The following is a 20761-nucleotide window of genomic DNA, read 5'->3' as shown; positions in this document are numbered from 1 at the left end:
GCTGCAGTGGCCGTCAATCTCGCCACCATCGAGTCCGTCAGCAAGGTCTACGGCACCCGGGCCCTGCTCGACGGGGTCACCCTGGGCGTCAGCGAGGGGGACCGGATCGGCGTGGTCGGGCGGAACGGCGACGGCAAGACCACGCTGATCCGGATGCTGGCCAAGCTGGAGGAGCCGGACAGCGGCCGGATCACCCACTCCGGCGGCCTCCAGCTCGCGGTGCTCACGCAGCACGACTCGCTGGACCCGAAGGCGACCATCCGGCAGGAGGTCATCGGCGGGCGGGCCGACCACGAGTGGCTCGGCGACTCCCGGATCCGCGACATCATCCAGGGCCTGTTCGGCGGCCTCGACCTGCCCGGCTTCCCCCAGGGCCTGGACACCGTGATCGGCCCGCTCTCCGGTGGCGAGCGCCGCCGGATCGCGCTGGCCCAGCTGCTGCTCGGCGAGCACGACCTGGTCGTGCTGGACGAGCCCACCAACCACCTCGACGTCGAGGGCATCGCCTGGCTGGCCAAGCACCTGCAGAACCGCCGCTCCGGCCTGGTCTGCGTGACCCACGACCGGTGGTTCCTGGACCAGGTCTGCACCCGGATGTGGGACGTCCAGCGCGGCGAGGTCCGCGAGTACGAGGGCGGCTACTCCGACTACGTCTTCGCCCGCGCCGAGCGGACCAGGGCCGAGGCCACCGAGGAGCAGAAGCGGCAGAACCTGGCCCGCAAGGAGCTGGCCTGGCTGCGCCGCGGTGCCCCCGCCCGGACCGCGAAGCCGCGCTACCGGATCGAGGCCGCCAACGCCCTGATCGCCGACGTGCCGGAGCCCCGGGACAAGAGCGAGCTGATGAAGTTCGCCAACGCCCGGCTCGGCCGTACGGTCTTCGAGCTGGAGGACGTCACCGTCAAGGCCGGCCCCAAGCTGCTGCTGGAGAACCTGACCTGGAACCTCGGCCCCGGCGACCGGATCGGCCTGCTCGGCGTCAACGGCGCGGGCAAGACCTCGCTGCTGCGCGCCATGCAGGCCGCCCACGCGACCCAGGGCGACGTGCAGCCCGCGTCCGGTGTGATCAAGGTCGGCAAGACCGTCCGGCTGGCCTACCTCTCCCAGGAGATCGCCGAGCTCGACCCGGCGACCCGGGTGCTCCAGGCCGTCGAGCAGATCCGCGGCCGGGTCGACCTCGGCAAGGGCCGGGAGATGAGTGCCGGTCAGCTCTGCGAGCAGTTCGGCTTCACCAAGGACAAGCAGTGGACGCCGGTCGGCGACCTCTCGGGTGGTGAGCGGCGTCGGCTCCAGCTGCTCCGGCTGCTGATGGACGAGCCCAACGTGCTCTTCCTCGACGAGCCCACCAACGACCTGGACATCGAGACGCTCAACCAGCTGGAGGACCTGCTCGACGGCTGGCCGGGCTCGATGGTGGTCATCAGCCACGACCGGTTCTTCATCGAGCGGACCACCGACACCGTGCACGCGCTGCTCGGTGACAAGCGGCTGCGGATGCTCCCGAAGGGCGTCGACGAGTACCTGGAGCGGCGGGCCAAGATGGTCGAGCAGGCCGTCCCGGCGTCGCTCGCCGCCCCGGCCAGGCCGGTCGGCGACAGTCGGGCGGTGAAGAAGGAGATGCAGAAGCTGGAGCGCCAGATCGTCAAGCTGGACGCCCAGGAGGTCAAGCTGCACGCCCAACTCGCCGAGCACGCAGCCGACTTCGCGAAGATCTCCGAGCTGGACGCCCAGCTTCGCAAGGTCCGCGAGGACAAGGAGGAGCTGGAGCTCGCCTGGATGGAACTCGCCGAGCAGGAGTAGGCGTCGGCTCAGCGGAAGCTGCGCACCGTCAGTCCGAGCGAACACGCGGCGACGACCGCGCCGGGTATCGGCCAGCCGATCGAGCCGCCGTCGTGACAGAGGGTCAGGCCCCGGTCCAGCAGGAAGAATCCGAGTGCCAGGCCGAGTACCGGGAGGACTCGGAAGAGGACGCCACGATTGCTGAACAGCTCCTGCATGTCCGGTCCTTTCCTGCCAGGAGCGCACACCATACCGCCAGGTACCGGGACATGCACCACCCCGGCGGGCACTCGGGACCGCGCTCCGGGATCACCCGGCTGACCGCTGTCCCGGCAGGTGGGGCCGCCGCCAGGGTGGGGTCATGACTTCCTCCCCTCCGGCGGCCCCGGCCGCCCGGTCCGACGGGCCGGCCCCGGCGCTCCGCCGGGTGGCGGCGGCCGCACTGGTCGGCACCACGATCGAGTTCTACGACTTCTTCATCTACGGGACGGCGGCCGCGCTGGTCTTCGGCAAGGTGTTCTTCCCCGGCCTCGGCGCGGCCGGCGGGCTGCTGGCCGCCTTCTCGGTGTACGCGGTGGCGTTCCTGGCCCGGCCGGTCGGCGCGGTGCTGTTCGGTCACTACGGCGACCGGCTCGGCCGGAAGACCACCCTGGTCGGCTCGTTGCTGCTGATGGGGGTCTCCACCGCGCTGGTCGGGCTGCTGCCCGGGTACGGGGCCTGGGGGATCTGGGCGCCGGTGCTGCTGGTGTTCCTGAGGTTCTGTCAGGGCATCGGCCTGGGTGGCGAGTGGGGCGGTGCGGCGCTGCTGCTGGCCGAGCACGCCCCGCCGGAGCGGCGCGGGCGGTACGGCGGGTACCTCCAGCTCGGTCCGTGTGCCGGCTTCTTCCTGGCCAACGCGGTCTTCCTGGCGCTCTCCGAGGGGCTGAGCCGGTCGGCGTTCCTCAGCTGGGGCTGGCGGGTGCCGTTCCTGGCCTCGGCCGCGCTGGTGGCGTTCGGGCTGTTCGTCCGGCTGCGGGTCGCCGAGTCGCCGATGTTCCGGGAGCAGCCGGAGCGGGCCCGGGTGCCGGTGGTCGAGCTGCTCCGGGAGCACGGGCGGACGGTGCTGCTCGGCGGCCTCTCGATCACCGTCGGGTACACGCTGTTCTACCTGACCACCACCTACGCACTGGCGTACGCGACCGGCGAACTGGGCCTGGCCAGCGGTCTGGTGCTCGGTCTGCTGCTGACCGGGGCGCTGGTCATGGCGGGCACGGTCTGGTTCAGCGCGGGGCAGGGCGACCGCTGGGGCCGTCGGCGGACGCTGGTCGCCACGACCTCGCTGGCCACCGGCTGGGCGCTGGTGCTCTTCCCACTGCTGGAGACGGCCAGGCCGGTCCTGGTCGGGGTGGCGCTGATCGGCGCGATGGCCGTGCTCGGGCTGCACTTCGGACCGGTCGCCGGGTATCTGCCGGAGCTGTTCCCGACCCGGCTGCGGTACACCGGCGTGGCGCTCGGCTACAACCTCGGCGGGGTGGTCGGCGGGGCCACCGCACCGCTGGTCGCCACCCGGCTGAACAGCGCCTACGGCACCGCCGTCCCGATCGGCTGGTACGCGGCCGGGGTGGGCGTGGTCTCGCTGCTCAGCCTGCTGGCGCTGCCCGAGACCCGGGGGCGCGACCTGGCCGCCGTACGCCGTCCGGGGCTGGTGGCCGAACCCGGCTGACGGGCCGCTGACGGGCCGTCGGGCGGGGAGTGGGCGGGTGGCGGAGGCGGAGCGGGGACGGATTTCCCGTACCGGCCGATCACCGTGTAATGTCTTCCTCGTTCGACCGGTTCGCCCCTATAGCTCAGTCGGTAGAGCGTCTCCATGGTAAGGAGAAGGTCTGCGGTTCGATTCCGCATGGGGGCTCCAGTCACAGAAGGCTCCCGCCACTTCGGCGGGGGCCTTCGGTGTTTCCTGAGGGCGTGGCTCGACCTGCCCGCGCTCTGGCGGGCAGGGGCCGAATGCGCTCTGATGGTGCGTCACGGCGGCCCGCCGGGTACGGACGGGGTGCGGAGGGCGCGGCCGGACGGGGAGTGGAGGGCGCCATGGGCGTTCGGCTCGTGGTGGTGGACGACCACAGACTGCTCGCGGAGACGCTGGCCGCCGCGTTGGTGCTGCGCGGGCACCGGGTGCTCGCGATCGGCTCGCCGGCCCGGGCGGTGGCCGAGTCGGTGGCCGGACGGCGGCCCGAGGTCTGCCTGTTGGGGGTGTCGGGGCCGGGGGCGCCGGACGCCTTCGAGCCGCTGCGGCGGCTGCGCCGGGAGCGCCCGGAGATCGCCGTGGTGGTGCTCGGCCCGGTCGGCGAGCCGGGCCGGGTGGCGGCGGCGTTCGCGGCCGGTGCGGCGGGGTACGTCCGCAGCGACGAGCGGATCGAGGTGGTCGAGCGGGCGATCGCGCGGGTCAGGGCGGGGGAGGCGGCGGTCGCGGTCGAGGTGCTGCAGGGAGCCTTCGAGCGGGTGCTCCGCCCGATGGCCGAGCCGGACGACGACGCGGTCCGGCTGCTCCGGGCGCTGACCCGGCGGGAGGTCCAGGTGCTGATCCGGATCACCGAGGGTCAGGACACCACCGCCATCGCGGCCGGAATGGGCATCGCCCCGAGCACCGCCCGCACCCACGTCCAGCGCGTCCTGATGAAGCTCGGCGCCCGTACCCGCCTGGAAGCGACCGCCCTCGCGGTCCGCACCGGCCTCCTGGAGCGCATCACGCGGAACTGAGGACGGCGGCCCCTCACCCGTGGACTGTTGACTGATGTGTGTTTCTGTTTGATTATGTGAGCGCAGAGCACATCGGAAGGCGGAGCCGTGCAGAAGACCACGACCAAGCTCGCGGACGGTCGCGAGCTCATCTACTTCGACGCGGAGGAGACCGCCGACCGGGCCTTCACCGACCTGCGTCCGCTGGAGGCCACCGCCGCCCTGTCGGAGGTCCGCCGCGACCCGGTCACCGGCGACCACGTCACGGTCGCGGCGCACCGCCAGGGCCGGATCTACCACCCCCCGGCCGACGAGTGCCCGCTCTGCCCGTCCAGGGACGGCCGCCTCAGCGAGATCCCGGCGCCGGACTACGAGGTGGTGGTCTTCGAGAACCGATTCCCCTCGCTCGCCCTCGGTGCCGCCGTCGAGGTGGAGCCGGACGCCACACCGCTGCGCGAGCTGACGCCGGGCGTCGGCCGCTGCGAGGTGGTCTGCTTCACCGCCGACCACCAGGCCTCGTTCGCCGACCTCAGCGAGCCCCAGGCCCGCCTGGTGCTGGACGCCTGGACGGACAGGACGGCCGAACTCTCCGCGCTGCCGGGCGTCGAACAGGTCTACTGCTTCGAGAACCGGGGCGCCGAGATCGGCGTGACACTGGCCCACTCGCACGGCCAGATCTACGCCTTCCCGTTCGTCACCCCACGCACCGTCAGGATGCTCGCCCGGGCCGACGAGCACCGCGCCGCCACCGGCCGCAACCTGTCCGAGGACCTGCTCGCGGCCGAACTGGCCGATCCCGTACGAGTGGTGCTCCGGGGCGAGTACTGGACGGCGTTCGTCCCGTTCGCCGCCCGCTGGCCGTACGAGGTGCACCTGTACCCGAACCGCCGGGTGGCCGACCTGACCGGGCTGACCGAGCCGGAGCGGGCCGAGTTCCCGGGGATCTACCTCGAACTGCTGCGCCGCTTCGACCGGTTGTTCGACGGTAGTGCGCCGACCCCGTACATCGCGGCCTGGCACCAGGCGCCCGCCCGGCACCGCACCGAGCTGGCACTGCATCTGGAGCTGTTCACGATCCGTCGTACGGTAGGCAAGCTCAAGTTCCTGGCCGGCGTCGAATCCGGCATGGACGCATTCATCAACGATGTGTCGCCGGAGTCGGCGGCCCATCGCCTGCGGGAGGTCGCAACATGAGTAAGTACCTGGTCACCGGTGGCGCCGGCTACGTCGGCAGTGTGGTCACCGCGCACCTGCTGGAGGCGGGCCACCAGGTCACCGTGCTCGACGACCTCTCCACCGGTTTCCGCGAGGGTGTGCCGGCCGGGGCCGAGTTCGTCCGGGGCCGGATCCAGGACGCGGCCGAGGTGCTCGACTCCTCCTTCGACGGTGTGCTGCACTTCGCCGCCTGCTCGCAGGTCGGCGAGTCGGTCGCCGACCCGGAGAAGTACTGGCGCAACAACGTGGCCGGCTCGCTGGAGCTGATCAGCGCGATGCGCAAGGCCGGCGTCGGCAGGCTGGTCTTCTCCTCCACCGCCGCCGTCTACGGCGAGCCGGAGGAGGTCCCGATCGCCGAGACCGCCCGCACCTCGCCGACCAACACCTACGGCGCCACCAAGCTCGCGGTGGACCACCTGATCACCAGTGAGGCGGTCGCGCACGGCCTGGCCGCGGTCTCGCTGCGCTACTTCAACGTGGCCGGGGCGTACGGCGCCTATGGCGAGCGGCACGACCCGGAGTCGCACCTGATCCCGCTGGTCTTCCAGGCCGCCCTGGGCGAGCGCCCGCACATCGCGGTCTACGGCGAGGACTACCCGACCCCGGACGGCACCTGCATCCGCGACTACATCCACGTCGCCGACCTGGCCGACGCCCACCTGCTGGCGCTGGACGCCGCCAAGCCCGGTGAGCACCTGATCTGCAACCTCGGCAACGGCAGCGGCTTCTCGGTCCGCGAGGTGATCGAGTCGGTGAAGCGGGTGACGGGCCGGGAGATCCCGGTCGTGGTCGCGGACCGCCGCCCCGGCGACCCGGCCGTCCTGGTCGCCTCCGCCGCCCGCGCCCACCAGGCGCTGGGCTGGACCCCCCGTCGTGCCGACCTGGACGAGATCGTCAAGGACGCCTGGCAGTTCACCCTGGAGAAGAAGAACGCATGACCGACTTCCAGTCCGTCCACGGCGCCGCCCCGACCGGGGTCTGGGCGGCGCCCGGCCGAGTCAACCTGATCGGCGAGCACACCGACTACAACGACGGGTTCGTGCTCCCGATCGCCCTGCCGCACACCACCAGGGCGGCCGTCCGGCTGCGCACCGACGGCCTGCTGAGGCTGTGGAGCGAGCAGGGCGACGGCAGGGTGACCGAGCTGGACGTCGCCGGGCTGACCCCCGGTTCCGTGGACGGCTGGGCCAAGTACCCCGCCGCAGTGGTCTGGGCGCTCCGCGAGGCCGGGCACCAGGTCGGCGGCGCGGACTTCTGGTTCGACAGCGACGTGCCGACCGGCGCGGGCCTGTCCTCCTCCGCCTCGCTGGAGTGCGTGGTCGCCACCGCCTACCGCGACCTGTACGAACTGGACCTCGACGCGGCCGCGTTGGCGCTCCTCGCGCAGCGGGCCGAGAACGCCTTCGTCGGCGTCCCGTGCGGTGTGATGGACCAGATGGCCTCGATGTGCTGCGCCGAGGGCGGCGCGCTCTTCCTGGACACCCGGGACCTGGCGCAGCGTCAGGTCCCGCTCGACCTGGCGGGCCGGGGCCTGCGCCTGCTGGTGATCGACACCCGGGTCAAGCACGACCTGGCCGACGGTGCGTACGCCGCCCTGCGGGCCGGCTGCGAGCGGGCCGCCGGGCTGCTCGGGCTGCCCGCCCTGCGCGACCTCGACCAGGCCGGACTGCCCGCCGCACTGGCCGTGCTGCCCGCTGAACTCCGGCCGCTGGTCCGGCACGTGGTGACCGAGGACGCCCGGGTCGAGCAGGCGATCGCGCTGCTGGACGCGGGCGACCTGACCGGGCTCGGCCCGGTGCTGACCGCCGGGCACGCCTCGCTCCGGGACGACTACGGGGTCTCCTGCCCGGAGACCGACCTCGCGGTCGCGGCGGCGGTCGAGGCCGGTGCGCTCGGCGCCCGGATGACCGGCGGCGGCTTCGGCGGCTCGGTGATCGCCCTGGTCGACGCCGAACGGCTGGACGGCATCGCGGCCGCCGTGACCGGCGCCTTCAAGGCCGCCGGGTACGCCGACCCGCGCACCTTCACCGCCACCCCGGCCGCCGGAGCGCGTCGGCTGAGCTGACTCCCAGTACCTCGCCCCGGACCGACCTTGCGTCGGCCCGGGGCGCTGTCATGTCCGGACAACTACGGGGTGAATGACGAAACTTCACCAAATCCCCACCGATTCACTGCCCGCTTCCGTACGCTGAGTCCCGCAGGGAACCGGGGGGCAGAAGTGGGCGAGCCCGCCGCAGTGCGCCCGGCAGCCGGTGGGGGCCGGCACCCGAGCAGGGGGGAACGACGATGGGACGGGTTCGCGTCCTGGTGGTCGACGACCACCGGATCTTTGCCGAGGCGCTGGCGGCCACCCTGGCCGCCGAGGCGGACGTCGAGGTCGGCGTGGCCGGGAGCGCGGCCGGAGCCGAGCACGCCCTGGAGCGGGCCGCCGCCGAAGGGCGGGCCTTCGACGTGATCCTGATCGACGCCGACCTGGGCCCCGCGGGCACCGCCGTCCTCCGTCGGCCCCGTCAACCAGCCGAGCCGGAAGGGCAGTTCGGCCGCGCACCGGCACCCAGGAGGCCGCCCGTACTACTGCCCGCAGGTCCGCTCAGGCCACCGGCGGGGCCGGTCGCCGACGGCCTGCCACTGCTGGCCAGGGCCTGCCGGACCTATCCAGAACTGCGCGCCGTGGTGCTGGCCCGCGAGGACGACCCGCGCCGGGCCGTCCGGGCCCTGCAGGCCGGCGCCTGCGGCTGGGTCGCCAAGGACAGCTCGCTGCCGCGCCTGATGGCCGTGATCCGCGGCGTCCTGCGCGACGAGACCCACCTGCCACCCGCCCTGCTCACCGGAGTGGTACGAGAGTTGACCGCCGCCCGGCGCGACCGGACGGAGAGCGAACGGCTGGTGGAGAGCCTCACCCCCCGGGAGGAGGAGGTGCTCCGCTGCATGGTCGCCGGGCTCGGCCGGCAGGCCGTGGCAGAGCGGCTCTACCTCTCCCCGCACACCGTCCGCACCCATATGCAGAACGTGCTCGGCAAGTTGGGGGTGCACTCCACCCTCGCCGCCGTCGCGGTGGCCCGGCGGGCGGGCGTCAGCCCCTCCGAACAGGCCGCCCCACCCACCCCGCGCACCACCCCAACCGTCGCCACGGGCCCCGGCGCCGGCTGACCAGCCCCCCAAGCCCAGGTACCGACATCGTCAGGTCAGGGAATTCGGAGGACACATGTCGCCGTACAACAATGCCGCACGCCTGAATCCGGCCAACCATCCACTCCAGGAGGGCGGTTCGGGTCTGCGGACGATCGTGGTCGGAGCCGGTTCGGCCGGCACCGCACTGGTCCGCGACCTCGATCGGACGCCCGACTTCGGGCTGCTCCCGGTCGGACTGCTGGACGACGATCCGCTGAAGGCCGGTCAGCTGGTCAGCGGCGCACCGGTGCTCGGCACGCTCGCCGAACTGACCGAACTCGCCGTCCGGCACCGGGCCCAGGTGGTGGTGCTGGCCATCCCCGGACTGGCCCACCAGCGGGTCCGCCAGCTCGCCACCGCCGCGGCGGCGGCCGGTGCCTCGGTCCGCTACCTGCCGTCCTTCCTGTCCGCGCTCCGCCGCGAGGTGGTCGGCTCCGACCTGCGCAGCCTGGACGTCAACCGACTGATCGGCCGGCACGAGGTGCATGTGGTCTCCTCGGACGTCCGGGCCGTGATCGAGGGCCGCCGGGTGCTGGTCACCGGCGCGGGCGGTTCGATCGGCAGCGAGCTCTGCCGCCAGCTGCACGCCTTCGGCCCGGCCGAGCTGTACATGCTCGACCACGACGAGTCCAACCTGCACCGGCTCCAACTGGACATCTGGGGCGAGGCGTTGCTCACCGACGACTCGCTGGTGATCGCCGACATCCGGGACCGGCCGAGAATCCAGCAGATCTTCCGCGACCTCAAGCCCGAGGTGGTCTTCCACGCCGCCGCCCACAAGCACCTCCCGCTGCTGGAGCGCCACCCCTCCGAGGCGGTGAAGTCCAACGTGCTTGGCACCGACAACCTGGTCGAGGCGGCGCTGGCCACCGGCGTCGAGCGGTTCGTGCTGATCTCCACCGACAAGGCGGCCGACCCGACCTCGGTGCTCGGTGCCAGCAAGCGGCTGGCCGAGCTGATCGTGCAGGCCAACGCCCGGGACGCCCGCAACCTCGGCACCGGGGTCTTCTCGGCGGTCCGGTTCGGCAACGTGCTCGGCTCGCGGGGCTCGCTGCTGTCCGTACTGGCCGAACAGCTGCGCAGCGGAAGCCCGGTGACGGTCACTCACCCCGATGTGACCCGGTTCTTCATGACCATCGAGGAGGCGGTCGGCCTGGTGCTGGAGGCCGGGCGGATGGCGCACGGCGGGGAGGTCTTCGTGCTGGACATGGGCGAGCCGGTGCGGATCGTCGACCTGGTGCACAACTTCGCCCGGCAGGTGCAGCTGGAGGCGGAGGAGGTGGAGATCCGGTACACCGGCCTGCGCGCGGGGGAGAAGCTCAACGAGGCCCTGTTCTCCGAGGGCGAGGTACGTCTCCCCACCGCACACGCCCGGATCTACGCCACCGTCGCCGACCACTCGGCCGGCCCCGAGGACCTGGCCGGCGGCCTGACCGGCCTCTACCAGGCCGCAGCGGGCAACTCCGACGCCGAAGTCCGCCGCCGCCTCGCCGAACTCCTCCCGGGCTACCGCACCCCCGAAGCCCAACCCGTCCCGGCCCTCAGCAGCCCCTACCCGGACGGCTTCTAGGCAACCGGCATCAGCCATCAGGGGCTCGGGGAACTGCGACGGTTCGTGGCTGGTGGGGCACAGTGCGAAAGTGCCTGACCCGGTACGTACGTTGAACGCTCCTGAGGTCGGCGTCGCAGTTCCCCGAGCCCCTGATGGCTGATGCCCGGCGCTGAGCTAACCGGCGCGGTCGAACGGTGTGACCAACTGGCGGAGCAGACTCGCGAGTTCGGTCTGCTGGTGGCCCGTCAGCTCGGCGAGCAGGGCCCGTTCGTGGGCCAGCAGGCCGGCCAGTGCCTCGTCGGCGCGGTCGCGGCCGTCCTCGGTCAGCCGGACCAGGACCCCGCGCCGGTCGTCGGGGTCGGGCAGCCGCTTGACCAGGCCCTTGCCGGTGAGCCGGTCGATCCGGTTGGTCATGGTGCCCGAGGTGACCAGGGTCTGGGTGAGGAGCTGGCCGGGGGAGAGCTGGTACGGGGAGCCGGCCCGCCGCAGGGCGGTCAGCACGTCGAACTCCCACGGCTCCAGGCCGTGCTCGGCGAAGGCGGTGCGGCGGGCCCGGTCCAGGTGCCGGGCGAGCCGGCTGACCCGGCTGAGCACCTCGAGCGGGGACACGTCGAGGTCGGGGCGCTCACGGCGCCATGCAGCGACCAGCCGGTCGACCTCGTCCTCCATGTGGATCAGTGTAGCCACGGGTGTGTCGATATGAAGCCTCTTGACGTCAAGACTTCCTCGGTGAACACCGCGGGCACAGCCGCCACTACGGAATCAGAGCTGCCGGTCGCCGACCAGCTTGGGGTGCCGCTCCATCCCCTCCAGGCCGTGCCAGGCCAGGTTCACCAGGTGGGCGGCCACCTCGGCCTTGCCGGGCCGGCGGACCTCCAGCCACCACTGGCCGGTGAGCGCGACCATGCCGACCAGCATCTGCGAGTACATCGGCGCCAGCCGGGCGTCGAAGCCGCGGGACTTGAACTCCAGGCCGAGGATGTCCTCGACCTGAGTGGCGATGTCGCTGATCAGCGAGGCGAAGCTGCCGGTGGACTGGGCCACCGGGGAGTCCCGGACCAGGATCTTGAAGCCGTCGGTCGAGGTGTCGATGTAGTCCATCAGCGCGAAGGCGGCCTGCTCCAGCAGCTCGCGGGAGTGCCCGCCGGTGAGCGCGCCGGTGACCATGTCGAGGAGGAGCTGCATCTCCCGGTCGACCACGACCGCGTACAGCCCCTCCTTGCCCCCGAAGTGCTCGTAGACCACCGGCTTGGAGACGCCCGCCCGTTCGGCGATCTCCTCCACCGAGGTGCCGTCGTAACCACGCTCGGCGAACACCGTCCGGCCGATGTCCAGCAGCTGCTCGCGACGCTGCTTGCCGGTCATCCTGACCCGGCCGGGCTTGGTGGGGCGGGCGGGAGCAGCGGACCGGGTACGGGCGGTCTCCGCTCGTGTGGTCCGGCCGTCCGTGGTGTCTCCGTTGCTCCCGTTCACCCTTACATCATGCTGCAGGCGTCGGGTCATGCGGTGCGGCGGGCGGCGATCCGCTCCGCGTCCGGCCACCGCACATCCTTCGCCCAGCCCGCCTGTTCGAACCAGCGGATCAGCCGGGCCGAGGAGTCGATCTGGCCGCGCAGCACGCCGTGCCGGGCCGAGGTGGGGTCGGCGTGGTGCAGGTTGTGCCAGGACTCGCCGCAGGAAAGCACCGCCAGCCACCAGACGTTGCCGGACTTGTCACGGGACTTGAACGGCCGGGAGCCGATCGCGTGGCAGATCGAGTTGATCGACCAGGTGACGTGGTGCAGCAGCGCGACGCGGACCAGTGAGCCCCAGAAGAAGGCGGTCAGCGCGCCCTGCCAGGACATCGAGACCAGACCGCCGACCAGCGGCGGGATCAGCATCGAGACCAGGGTCCAGAGCCAGAACAGCCGGGAGACCATCCTTATGGTCGGGTCGTTCACCAGGTCGGGCGCGTACTTGAGCTGCGGGGTCTGCTCCTCGTCGAAGAGCCAGCCGAGGTGGGCCCACCAGAGGCCCTTCAGCAGTGCGGGCACCGACTCGCCGTAGCGCCACGGCGAGTGCGGGTCGCCGTCCTTGTCGCTGAACTGGTGGTGCTTGCGGTGGTCGGCCACCCAGCGCACCACCGGGCCCTCGATCGCCAGGCTGCCGGCGATCGCCATCGCGATCACCAGCGGGCGCTTGGCCTTGAACGAGCCGTGCGTGAAGTAGCGGTGGAAGCCGACGGTGATGCCGTGACAGGCGACGAAGTACATCACCGTGGCGATCGCCAGGTCGGTCCAGCCGAGGCCCCAGCCCCAGACCACCGGCACGACGGCCAGCAGGGCCAGGAAGGGCACCCCGATGAAGAGGCCGAGCGTGATCCGCTCGGCGAGGCCCTGCTTCTCGCCACCTCGGGTGGCGGAGAGCTGGGTGGCGGCGATGGCATCGGCCTCGGGAGGCGCTTCGCTGGCCTGGATCGTCATGGGGGTCCTTGAGGGAAGGGGCTACCTACGTAGCCGTAACTTACGGCATCGTAAGTTCTGCCGCCCCGGTTGGGAAGACGTGTCGTGAGCCGCTAGGGGCCCCTCAAGGTGGTGGATGTACGGGCCCTTACCCCGTAGGCTGTGGACCGCATTGCCGGGCGACCGGCATACGGCAGCTCCTTCCCGGATCGTCTAAGGGCAGGACAGCTGGTTTTGGTCCAGCTTATGGGGGTTCGAATCCTCCTCCGGGAGCATCCACGACAGCCCCCGGACCGCAGTAGCGGTCCGGGGGCTGCTCGCTGTCCGGGCTAAGCTCTGGGCAGCCCGGGAGGACGGCCGTGCGGAGTGCCGACGACCTCGGGCACACCCCTCTTCCTGCGCCGAACCCGAGGAGCCTCCCGCGTGAGTGCCAACAACCCTGCTGCCGTGATCGTGCTCGCCGCCGGCGGCGGGACTCGGATGAAGTCCAAGAGCCTGCCCAAGGTGCTGCACCCGATCTGCGGTCGCACCCTGGTGGGCCACGCGGTGGCCGCCGCCCAGGAGTTGACGCCGGATCGGCTGCTGGTGGTGGTCGGCCACCAGCGTGAGCTGGTGCAGGCCCATCTGGCGGAGTACTACCCCGGCGTGCGGACGGCCGTGCAGCTGGAGCAGAAGGGCACCGGCCACGCGGTGCGCACCGCGCTGGCGGCGCTGGCCGCCGAGGGCGAGGAGCCGAACGGCACCGTGGTGATCACCACCGGCGACGCCCCGCTGCTGACCGGCGGCACGCTGGCCGCGCTGGTCGCCTCGCACGCCGGGCAGGGCAACGGCGTCACCGTGCTGACCGCCGTGGTGCCGGACTCCACCGGCTACGGCCGGATCCTGCGGGACGGCGCGGACGCGGTCGCGGCGATCGTCGAGGAGAAGGACGCCACCGCCGAGCAGCGCGCGATCACCGAGATCAACTCCGGGGTCTTCGCCTTCGACGCCAAGCTGCTGGCCGAGGCGCTGGCAAAGGTCACCACCGACAACTCGCAGGGCGAGGAGTACCTGACCGACACCCTCGGCATCCTCCGGACCGCGGGCCACCGGGTGGGCGCCGTGGTGGCCGCCGACTACCGGGACATCCTGGGCATCAACGACCGGGTCCAGCTGGCCGAGGCCCGCCGGATCCTGAACTCCCGGCTGACCGAGCGGGCCATGCGCGAGGGCGTCACCGTGGTCGACCCCGCCACCACCTGGATCGACGTCCAGGTCACCTACGAGCCGGACGCGGTGCTGCTGCCGAACACCCAGCTGCACGGCGCCACCCACTTGGGCGAGGGCTGCCAGGTCGGTCCGAACTCGACCCTGACCGACACCCTGGTCGGCGCGGGCGCCACTGTGAGCAACACCACGGCGATCGGCGCCGAGATCGGCGAGCAGGCCGGTGTCGGCCCGTACGCCTACCTGCGGCCGGGCGCCAAGCTGGCCCGCAAGGCCAAGGTCGGCACGTACGTGGAGATCAAGAACTCCGAGCTCGGCGAGGGCGCCAAGGTGCCGCACCTCTCGTACATCGGGGACGCCACCATCGGTGAGCACACCAACATCGGCGCGGCCTCCGTGACGGTCAACTACGACGGTGTGAACAAGTACCGGACCACCATCGGGGCCCACTGCCGCACGGGTTCGGACAACATGTTCATCGCCCCGGTGACGGTCGGGGACGGCGCCTACACGGCGGCCGGTTCGGTGATCATCAGCGATGTGCCGGCCGGTGCGCTCGGGGTCGCCCGGGCCCAGCAGCGCAACATCCAGGGCTGGGTGGAGCGCAAGCGCCCCGGCACCGACTCGGCGCGTGCGGCGGCCGAGGCGAACGAGGTCTGAGTGGCCCCGTGGGGATCTTGGGGAGTGGGCCCGGGGCGGACGCTTCACGGCCCAGCGCGTAACCTGGAGTACATACGTGCGCCACTGGGCTCCCTGGCCCGTGTCTGGGCGTACCCCCCATCCCCGTTGACCACCGATCCCGGCCGAGCCGGGGTGCGGCGCGGCGGGTTCATGTACGTCAGGAACATGAGGAGACGGTGCAGTGAGCATCACGACGTCGGGTGAGAAGAAGCTCAAACTCTTCTCCGGCCGGGCCCACCCCGAGCTGGCGACCGAGGTGGCCGCGGCGCTCGGGACGGAGCTGGTGCCCACCAAGGCGCTGGACTTCGCCAACGGTGAGATCTACGTCCGGTTCCTGGACTCCGCCCGTGGCGCGGACTGCTTCGTGATGCAGAGCCACACGGCTCCGATCAACCAGTGGATCATGGAACAGCTCATCATGATCGACGCGTTGAAGCGGGCCTCGGCTCGCAGCATCACGGCGATCCTGCCGTTCTACGGCTACGCCCGCCAGGACAAGAAGCACCTGGGTCGCGAGCCCATCTCGGCCCGGCTGGTGGCCGACCTGCTGGCCGCGGCCGGCGCCGACCGGATCATGGCGGTGGATCTGCACACCGCGCAGATCCAGGGCTTCTTCTCCGGCCCGGTGGACCACCTGTTCGCGCTGCCGCTGCTGGCGGACTACGTGGGCCGCAAGGTCGACCGGTCGAAGCTGACCATCGTCTCGCCGGACGCCGGCCGGGTGAAGGTCGCCGACCAGTGGTCGGACCGCCTCGGTGCGCCGCTGGCGATCATCCACAAGCGCCGGGACATGACCCAGGCGAACACCATCCTGTCCGCCGAGGTGGTCGGTGACGTCAAGGGCCGGGTCTGCGTCCTGGTCGACGACATGATCGACACGGCCGGCACCATCTGCGCCGCCGCCGACGCGCTGTTCGACAACGGTGCCGCCGACGTCATCGTGGCCGCCACCCACGGTGTGCTGTCCGGCCCGGCCGCCGACCGGCTGAAGAACTCCCGGGTCAGCGAGTTCGTGTTCACCAACACCCTGCCGACCCCGCAGGAGCTCCAGCTGGACAAGGTGACCACGCTCTCGATCGCCCCGTCGATCGCCGCCGCGATCCGCGAGGTCTTCGAGGACGGCTCGGTCACCAGCCTCTTCGAGGGTGTGCACTGACCCCGCGTCAGTCTTGAACCGGCCCCGGTGCTCTGCTGAGCACCGGGGCCGATTTCGTGGTTGACGAGGCGTGCGGTTAGACTCGTGAGACTGCTCGGCGAGGGATGCTGTGCGCCCATTCGGTGCCGTCTCCGTGATCGACGCGCTGCTGAGATTCATTCAGCCGTCGTCTGCCGTCGAGCGAACCCCCAGGTATTTGAGGGTGTGGCTTCGGCGGTTTTCGCTTGTCTGCACCCGTTCTCTCAGAGGAGCAGACGTGTCCGAGATCCGCCTTGCCGCCGAGTCCCGCACCGAGTTCGGCAAGGGTGCCGCCCGTCGCGCCCGCCGCGCCGGCCTTGTTCCCGGCGTCGTCTACGGCCACGGCCTCGCCCCGGTTCACCTGAACCTGCCGAGCCACGCGCTGATGATGGCGCTCAAGACCCCGAACGCCCTGCTGGTCGTTCCGATCGAGGGCAAGGACGAGTACGTCCTGCCGAAGGCCATCCAGCGTGAGGCCATCAAGCGCACCATCGAGCACGTCGACCTGCTGCTGGTGAAGCGCGGCGAGAAGGTCACCGTCGAGATCCCGATCCTCACCGAGGGCGAGCTCGCCGCCGGCGGCAACCTGCTCGAGCACGTGCTGAACTCCCTCCCGGTCGAGGCCGAGGCCACCCACCTGCCCGAGTCGGTCACCGTCTCGGTCCAGGGCCTGGAGGCCGGTGCCTCCGTCCTCGCCGGCGACATCACCCTGCCGGCCGGCACCACGCTGGCCGTCGACGCCGACACCGTCGTGCTCCAGGTCATCGGCGCCCAGGCCTCGCAGGCCGACGCCGACGCCGAGGCCGCCGCCGCCGAGGCCTGAGCCTCACCCGCTGCCTGACCGCTGCCCCGGCCGCTCCGTTCGGAGTGACCGGGGCAGCGGTGTGTCCGGGATGATGGCTGTATCCGAAGAAGGAGCGGTACATGAACGACTACGACGGTCCGTGGCTGGTCGTCGGCCTCGGCAACCCGGGCGACGAGTACGCCCGGAACCGGCACAACATCGGCTTCATGGTGGTGGACCTGCTGGCCCAGCGGATCGGTGCCAGGTTCAAGACCCACAAGAGCCGGTCCCAGATCGCCGAGGGCCGGATCGGCGGGCAGCGGGTCGTGCTGGCCAAGCCGATGACCTTCATGAACCTCTCCGGCGGCCCGACCACCGCGCTGCGCGACTTCTACAAGGCGCCCACCTCGGCGATCGTCGCCGTGCACGACGAGCTGGACATCGACTACGCGGCCCTGCGGCTCAAGCTCGGCGGCGGCGACAACGGCCACAACGGCCTGAAGTCGATCACCAAGTCGCTCGGCCCGGACTACCACCGGCTGCGCTGCGGGATCGGCCGCCCGCCCGGCCGGATGGACGTCGCGGACTTCGTGCTCAAGGACTTCTCCTCGACCGAGCGCAAGGAGCTCGACTGGTTCGTGGACCGCTCGGCCGACGCGGTGGAGGCGCTGCTCGCGGAAGGTCTGGAGCGGGCCCAGGGCACGTACAACTCCTGACGGTCCGTCAAGATGCCGCGCTGGGTTTGCACAACGGTCGTACAACGCTTGCTTGATCGTTCCTCAATCCGTGTGGGAACGACCGGTCGGATCGGATACCGTCAGCCCGTAACGCAGGGTTGAGGGGTTGGATCTGGGGGTAGGGACCGTGATTCGGTCACAGCGCGTCCGTGTCGGACGTGTGCTGGGTGGTACGACGCTGATGCTCATGGTCTCGGCGTTCGGGGTGACGGCCGCGCAGGCGGCCGACCCGACGGTGCGGCCCGCCGTGACGCCGGAGCCGGCGGCCGCGCAGTTCCCCGCCCCGGTGGCCGGTGAGCTGGGCACCTCGTCCGGGCTGTACGCCGTGGGCGGCGGCCTGGTGGTGGTCGCGGGCGGGGCGGCGATGTGGCTGCGCCGCCGGAAGTCCGGCCGGGTGACGGTGCACTGAGCAGGCGTCAGCAGATGTGCAGGAGGGGCGGTCCGTGACGGACCGCCCCTCCTGACGTTTTCGCGGGTCAGCCGGTGTTGCGCAGGCCGGCCGCGATGCCGTTGACGGTCAGCAGCAGGGCCCGGGCCCGCAGCGGGTCCTCGGCGCCGCCCTGGGCGAGCTGCTCGCGCTGGCGGCGGAGCAGGGCGACCTGGAGGTAGGAGATCGGGTCGAGGTAGGCGTCGCGGACCGTGAAGGTCTGCTTCAACACCTCGTTGTGCTCCAGGAGTTCGCTCTCGCCGGTGAGCCGGAGCACCTCCTTCAGGGTCAGGTCGTGCTCGGCCACGATCTGGTCGAAGACGTGGTGCAGCTCGGCCGGGACCAGCTGCTCGACGTAGTGCCGGGCGATCCGCAGGTCGGTCTTGGCCAGCGTCATCGCGACGTTGGAGAGGAAGTTCTGGAAGAAGTGCCACTGGCCGTGCATCTCGGCCAGCACGTCACCCAGACCGGCCTCGCGGGCCGCCGCCAGGCCGGAGCCGACGCCGTACCAGCCGGGCACGATCTGCCGGGACTGGGTCCAGCCGAAGACCCACGGGATGGCCCGCAGGCCGTCCAGGCCGGCGCCGGAGTCCGGGCGGCGGGACGGGCGGGAGCCCAGGTGCAGCGAGGCCAGCTGGTCGACCGGGGTGGCCGCGAAGAAGTACTTCGGCAGGTCCTCCTGCTCGACCAGTGCGCGGTAGGAGGTGTGCGCGGCCTCGGAGACCTGGTCCATCACCTGGTCCCAGCGGGCCAGCTCCTCGGGCGCCTGGCGCGGGGCGGTGTGCAGGGCGGAGGCGGCCAGCGTGGCCGACAGGGTCAGCTCCAGGTTCTCCCGGGCCAGCGAGGGGAGCAGGTACTTGTCCGAGATCACCTCGCCCTGCTCGGTGACCTTGATCTCGCCCTCCAGGGTGCCCCAGGGCTGGGCCAGGATCGCCTCGTGCGAGGGGCCGCCGCCGCGGCCGACGGTGCCGCCGCGGCCGTGGAACAGCCGCAGCCGGATGCCGTACCGGTGGGCCACGTCGCGCAGTCGGCGCTGGGCCCGGTGGATCTCCCACTGCGAGGTGGTGATGCCGCCGAACTTGGACGAGTCCGAGTAGCCGAGCATCACCTCCTGGATGTCGCCGCGGAGCGAGACCAGCAGGCGGTAGGACGGGTCGGAGAGCATCTCGTCCAGGATGCGGTCCGCTTCCTGGAGTTCGTCGGTGGTCTCCAGGAGGGGGACGATGCCGATGGTGGCGATCCCGGCGTGCAGGTCGATCAGACCGGCCTCGCGGGCCAGCACGGTGGCCGCGAAGACGTCGTCCGCGCCCTGGCACATCGAGATGATGTAGCTCTCGACGATCTCGTCGCCGAACCGGTCGAAGCCCTCCCGGATGGTGTTGAAGACACCGAGCGTCTTGGTGCCCGCCGCGTCCAGCGGGGCCGGGGTGGGCGCCAGCGGGCGGCGCGAGCGCAGCTCCTTGGCGAGCAGCTTCTGCCGGTACTCGCGCGGCATGTCCGCGTAGCGCCAGGCCTCCTCGCCGAGCCGGTCGAAGAGCTGGCCGAGCGCGTGGTGGTGCGCCTCGGCGTGCTCGCGGACGTCCATGGTGGCGAGCTGGAGGCCGAACGCCTCCACGGTGCGGATCGCCCGGGCCAGCCGGCCGTCGGCGATCAGCTCGCCCCGGTGGGCGCGCAGCGAGTCCTGAATGAGCTTCAGATCGGCGACCAGCTCGCGGGTGCCCAGGTAGTCCCGGCCGGGGACGTGCGGGGTGCCGGCGGCGAGCCGCTCGCGGGTGTTCTCCAGCTTGAGCCGGACGCAGGTGGCCTTGAGCCGGTACGGCTCCTCGGCGTTCATCCGCTTGTAGCGCGGGCTCAGCTCGGGCAGCAGCCGGAGATCGGCGTCCAGCGAGGCGAGCAGCTCCTCCGAGGCACCGGCCAGGCGGACCGAGGTGGAGAGCGAGTTGCGCAGGTCGTCGACGGCGGCCAGGGCGTCCTTGATGCCGTACTCGTGCTGCAGGTTGAGCACGTCCCAGGTGACCTGCGGGGTGACGTTCGGGTTGCCGTCCCGGTCGCCGCCGATCCAGGTGCCGAAGGTCAGCGGGCGGACGCCCTCGGGCAGGCTCAGCCCGACCCGGGCCAGCTCCTCGTGCAGCTCCTCCAGCACCTCCGGGACGGCCTCGCGGTACAGCTCGTCCAGGTAGTAGACGGCGTTGCGGGCCTCGTCGGTGGGCTCCGGACGGGCGATCCGCAGCTCGTCGGTCTGCCAGAGCAGGTCGATCACCTCGGCGAGGCGGCGGTCGGCCTGACGCTTCGCCGAGGAGTGCCGGACCGGGTCGGTGGTGGAGAGGCCGGAGGCGGCGTGCTCGCGGTGGATGCGTTCGAGCAGCTCGCCGATCCGGCGCAGCTTGTTGAGGACGCTGCGGCGGGCGGCCTCGGTCGGGTGCGCGGTGAAGACCGGACGGACCGCCAGATGCGCCAGCGTGTCGGCCAGGTGCTTCGGGTCGGCGTCGGCCAGCTGGTCGGCGGTCTGCGCCAGCAGCGAGCCCTCCTTGGCCCGGCGGGTGGCGAACTCGCGGCCGCGGTGCACCTGCTCGGTGACGTTCGCCAGGTGGAAGTAGGTGGAGAAGGCCCGGACCAGCTTGGCCGCCGTCTCCAGGTCGATCCCGGAGAGCAGCTCGGCGGTCGCCTCGCCGTCGGTGCGGCTCAGCAGACGGACCTGCTCGACCAGGCCGAGCAGCTCGGCGCCCTCCTGGCGGACCAGGGTCTCGCCGAGCAGGTCGCCGAGACGGCGGATGTCCGCGCGGAGCGCGGCGTTGTCGGCGATCGGCGTGGGGCTCTCCGCCGGAGTGGGGACCGGAGCGGTCACGGCTGGCTCCCTGTGGTGGTGGGGTTCGGCAACGGCT

General features: G+C 71.6%; 18 protein-coding genes and 2 tRNA genes. 15 read left to right on the top strand and 5 right to left on the bottom strand.

Features of this window, described 5'->3' with window-relative positions; translation table 11 throughout:
* The first annotated feature begins 6 nt into the window (after positions 1–6).
* Positions 7–1797: an ABC-F family ATP-binding cassette domain-containing protein gene (locus ASC99_RS02005; protein WP_057227428.1), complete on the top strand. Its 1791-nt coding sequence runs from the start codon at positions 7–9 to the stop codon at positions 1795–1797.
* A gap of 8 nt (positions 1798–1805) precedes the next feature.
* Here the strand turns inward: ASC99_RS02005 and ASC99_RS02000 are convergent, their stop codons facing one another.
* Positions 1806–1994, bottom strand: coding sequence for a hypothetical protein (locus tag ASC99_RS02000; protein WP_057227426.1), 189 nt, complete (start codon positions 1992–1994; stop codon positions 1806–1808).
* Between the two features lie 143 nt (positions 1995–2137).
* Here ASC99_RS02000 and ASC99_RS01995 point away from each other — a divergent pair, with 143 nt between their 5' ends.
* The 8 genes from ASC99_RS01995 to ASC99_RS01960 all read left to right on the top strand — a co-directional run bounded on the left by ASC99_RS01995 (position 2138) and on the right by ASC99_RS01960 (position 10447).
* The gene (locus tag ASC99_RS01995; RefSeq protein WP_057227424.1) at positions 2138–3478 is read left to right on the top strand and encodes an MFS transporter; all 1341 of its coding nucleotides are present in this window, start codon (positions 2138–2140) and stop codon (positions 3476–3478) included.
* A gap of 113 nt (positions 3479–3591) precedes the next feature.
* Positions 3592–3667 (top strand) — tRNA-Thr (locus tag ASC99_RS01990).
* 176 nt (positions 3668–3843) lie between these two features.
* A complete protein-coding gene (locus tag ASC99_RS01985) occupies positions 3844–4512 on the top strand; it encodes a response regulator transcription factor (protein ID WP_057227422.1) in 669 nt (222 codons plus the stop codon).
* An 87-nt stretch (positions 4513–4599) separates the two neighbouring features.
* Positions 4600–5685: a galactose-1-phosphate uridylyltransferase gene (gene galT / locus ASC99_RS01980; RefSeq protein ID WP_057227419.1), complete on the top strand. Its 1086-nt coding sequence runs from the start codon at positions 4600–4602 to the stop codon at positions 5683–5685.
* The gene (galE, locus tag ASC99_RS01975) at positions 5682–6644 is read left to right on the top strand and encodes a UDP-glucose 4-epimerase GalE (RefSeq protein WP_057227417.1); all 963 of its coding nucleotides are present in this window, start codon (positions 5682–5684) and stop codon (positions 6642–6644) included. Before galT ends, galE begins: the two co-directional genes overlap by 4 nt.
* Positions 6641–7771: a galactokinase gene (galK, locus tag ASC99_RS01970; RefSeq protein WP_057227415.1), complete on the top strand. Its 1131-nt coding sequence runs from the start codon at positions 6641–6643 to the stop codon at positions 7769–7771. Before galE ends, galK begins: the two co-directional genes overlap by 4 nt.
* A gap of 221 nt (positions 7772–7992) precedes the next feature.
* The gene (locus ASC99_RS01965) at positions 7993–8856 is read left to right on the top strand and encodes a response regulator transcription factor (RefSeq protein ID WP_057227413.1); all 864 of its coding nucleotides are present in this window, start codon (positions 7993–7995) and stop codon (positions 8854–8856) included.
* A gap of 55 nt (positions 8857–8911) precedes the next feature.
* A complete protein-coding gene (locus ASC99_RS01960) occupies positions 8912–10447 on the top strand; it encodes a nucleoside-diphosphate sugar epimerase/dehydratase (protein WP_057227410.1) in 1536 nt (511 codons plus the stop codon).
* 156 nt (positions 10448–10603) lie between these two features.
* On the opposite strand, the gene ASC99_RS01955 is transcribed toward ASC99_RS01960, so the two are convergent.
* From ASC99_RS01955 to ASC99_RS01945, 3 genes are all read right to left on the bottom strand, one after another.
* Entirely contained in the window at positions 10604–11098 is a 495-nt protein-coding gene (locus ASC99_RS01955; protein ID WP_057228027.1) for a MarR family winged helix-turn-helix transcriptional regulator, read from the bottom strand.
* A 93-nt stretch (positions 11099–11191) separates the two neighbouring features.
* Positions 11192–11932, bottom strand: coding sequence for a TetR/AcrR family transcriptional regulator (locus ASC99_RS01950; RefSeq protein ID WP_057228025.1), 741 nt, complete (start codon positions 11930–11932; stop codon positions 11192–11194).
* Positions 11929–12891 carry a fatty acid desaturase gene (locus tag ASC99_RS01945; protein WP_057227408.1) on the bottom strand — a complete coding sequence of 321 codons (963 nt, stop codon included), beginning with the start codon at positions 12889–12891 and terminating at the stop codon, positions 11929–11931. Before ASC99_RS01945 ends, ASC99_RS01950 begins: the two co-directional genes overlap by 4 nt.
* Before the next feature lie 181 nt (positions 12892–13072).
* Here ASC99_RS01945 and ASC99_RS01940 point away from each other — a divergent pair.
* The 6 genes from ASC99_RS01940 (at position 13073) to ASC99_RS01915 (ending at position 17861) form a co-directional block, all read left to right on the top strand.
* Positions 13073–13143, top strand: a tRNA-Gln gene (locus tag ASC99_RS01940).
* A 150-nt stretch (positions 13144–13293) separates the two neighbouring features.
* Entirely contained in the window at positions 13294–14736 is a 1443-nt protein-coding gene (gene glmU, locus ASC99_RS01935) for a bifunctional UDP-N-acetylglucosamine diphosphorylase/glucosamine-1-phosphate N-acetyltransferase GlmU (RefSeq protein ID WP_057227405.1), read from the top strand.
* 202 nt (positions 14737–14938) lie between these two features.
* Entirely contained in the window at positions 14939–15913 is a 975-nt protein-coding gene (locus ASC99_RS01930) for a ribose-phosphate diphosphokinase (RefSeq protein WP_057227403.1), read from the top strand.
* Positions 15914–16169: 256 nt separating this feature from the next.
* Positions 16170–16754 carry a 50S ribosomal protein L25/general stress protein Ctc gene (locus ASC99_RS01925; protein ID WP_057227401.1) on the top strand — a complete coding sequence of 195 codons (585 nt, stop codon included), beginning with the start codon at positions 16170–16172 and terminating at the stop codon, positions 16752–16754.
* Between the two features lie 101 nt (positions 16755–16855).
* Positions 16856–17431: an aminoacyl-tRNA hydrolase gene (gene pth / locus ASC99_RS01920; RefSeq protein ID WP_057227399.1), complete on the top strand. Its 576-nt coding sequence runs from the start codon at positions 16856–16858 to the stop codon at positions 17429–17431.
* Between the two features lie 208 nt (positions 17432–17639).
* Entirely contained in the window at positions 17640–17861 is a 222-nt protein-coding gene (locus ASC99_RS01915) for a hypothetical protein (RefSeq protein ID WP_157531328.1), read from the top strand.
* Positions 17862–17928: 67 nt separating this feature from the next.
* Here the strand turns inward: ASC99_RS01915 and ppc are convergent, their stop codons facing one another.
* Positions 17929–20724 carry a phosphoenolpyruvate carboxylase gene (ppc, locus tag ASC99_RS01910; RefSeq protein WP_057227394.1) on the bottom strand — a complete coding sequence of 932 codons (2796 nt, stop codon included), beginning with the start codon at positions 20722–20724 and terminating at the stop codon, positions 17929–17931.
* Between the last annotated feature and the right edge of the window lie 37 nt (positions 20725–20761).

It is taken from the genome of Kitasatospora sp. Root107 (genome assembly GCF_001424875.1).
In the GTDB taxonomy this organism is placed as follows: domain Bacteria; phylum Actinomycetota; class Actinomycetes; order Streptomycetales; family Streptomycetaceae; genus Kitasatospora.
The sequence above is the reverse complement of the archived record's forward strand: the minus strand, read 5'-3'. Positions and strand labels throughout refer to the sequence as shown.

What these genes read in the sequence shown, in the direction of transcription:
- galK (WP_057227415.1), top strand. Translation starts at nt 6,641, where the DNA reads ATGACCGACTTCCAGTCCGTCCACGGCGCCGCCCCGACCGGGGTCTGG.
- ASC99_RS01955 (WP_057228027.1), bottom strand. Translation starts at nt 11,098, where the DNA reads ATGGAGGACGAGGTCGACCGGCTGGTCGCTGCATGGCGCCGTGAGCGC.
- ASC99_RS01960 (WP_057227410.1), top strand. Translation starts at nt 8,912, where the DNA reads ATGTCGCCGTACAACAATGCCGCACGCCTGAATCCGGCCAACCATCCA.
- galE (WP_057227417.1), top strand. Translation starts at nt 5,682, where the DNA reads ATGAGTAAGTACCTGGTCACCGGTGGCGCCGGCTACGTCGGCAGTGTG.
- pth (WP_057227399.1), top strand. Translation starts at nt 16,856, where the DNA reads ATGAACGACTACGACGGTCCGTGGCTGGTCGTCGGCCTCGGCAACCCG.
- ASC99_RS01985 (WP_057227422.1), top strand. Translation starts at nt 3,844, where the DNA reads ATGGGCGTTCGGCTCGTGGTGGTGGACGACCACAGACTGCTCGCGGAG.
- ASC99_RS01915 (WP_157531328.1), top strand. Translation starts at nt 17,640, where the DNA reads ATGGTCTCGGCGTTCGGGGTGACGGCCGCGCAGGCGGCCGACCCGACG.
- ASC99_RS01965 (WP_057227413.1), top strand. Translation starts at nt 7,993, where the DNA reads ATGGGACGGGTTCGCGTCCTGGTGGTCGACGACCACCGGATCTTTGCC.
- ASC99_RS01995 (WP_057227424.1), top strand. Translation starts at nt 2,138, where the DNA reads ATGACTTCCTCCCCTCCGGCGGCCCCGGCCGCCCGGTCCGACGGGCCG.
- ASC99_RS01950 (WP_057228025.1), bottom strand. Translation starts at nt 11,932, where the DNA reads ATGACCCGACGCCTGCAGCATGATGTAAGGGTGAACGGGAGCAACGGA.
- ASC99_RS02000 (WP_057227426.1), bottom strand. Translation starts at nt 1,994, where the DNA reads ATGCAGGAGCTGTTCAGCAATCGTGGCGTCCTCTTCCGAGTCCTCCCG.
- ASC99_RS01945 (WP_057227408.1), bottom strand. Translation starts at nt 12,891, where the DNA reads ATGACGATCCAGGCCAGCGAAGCGCCTCCCGAGGCCGATGCCATCGCC.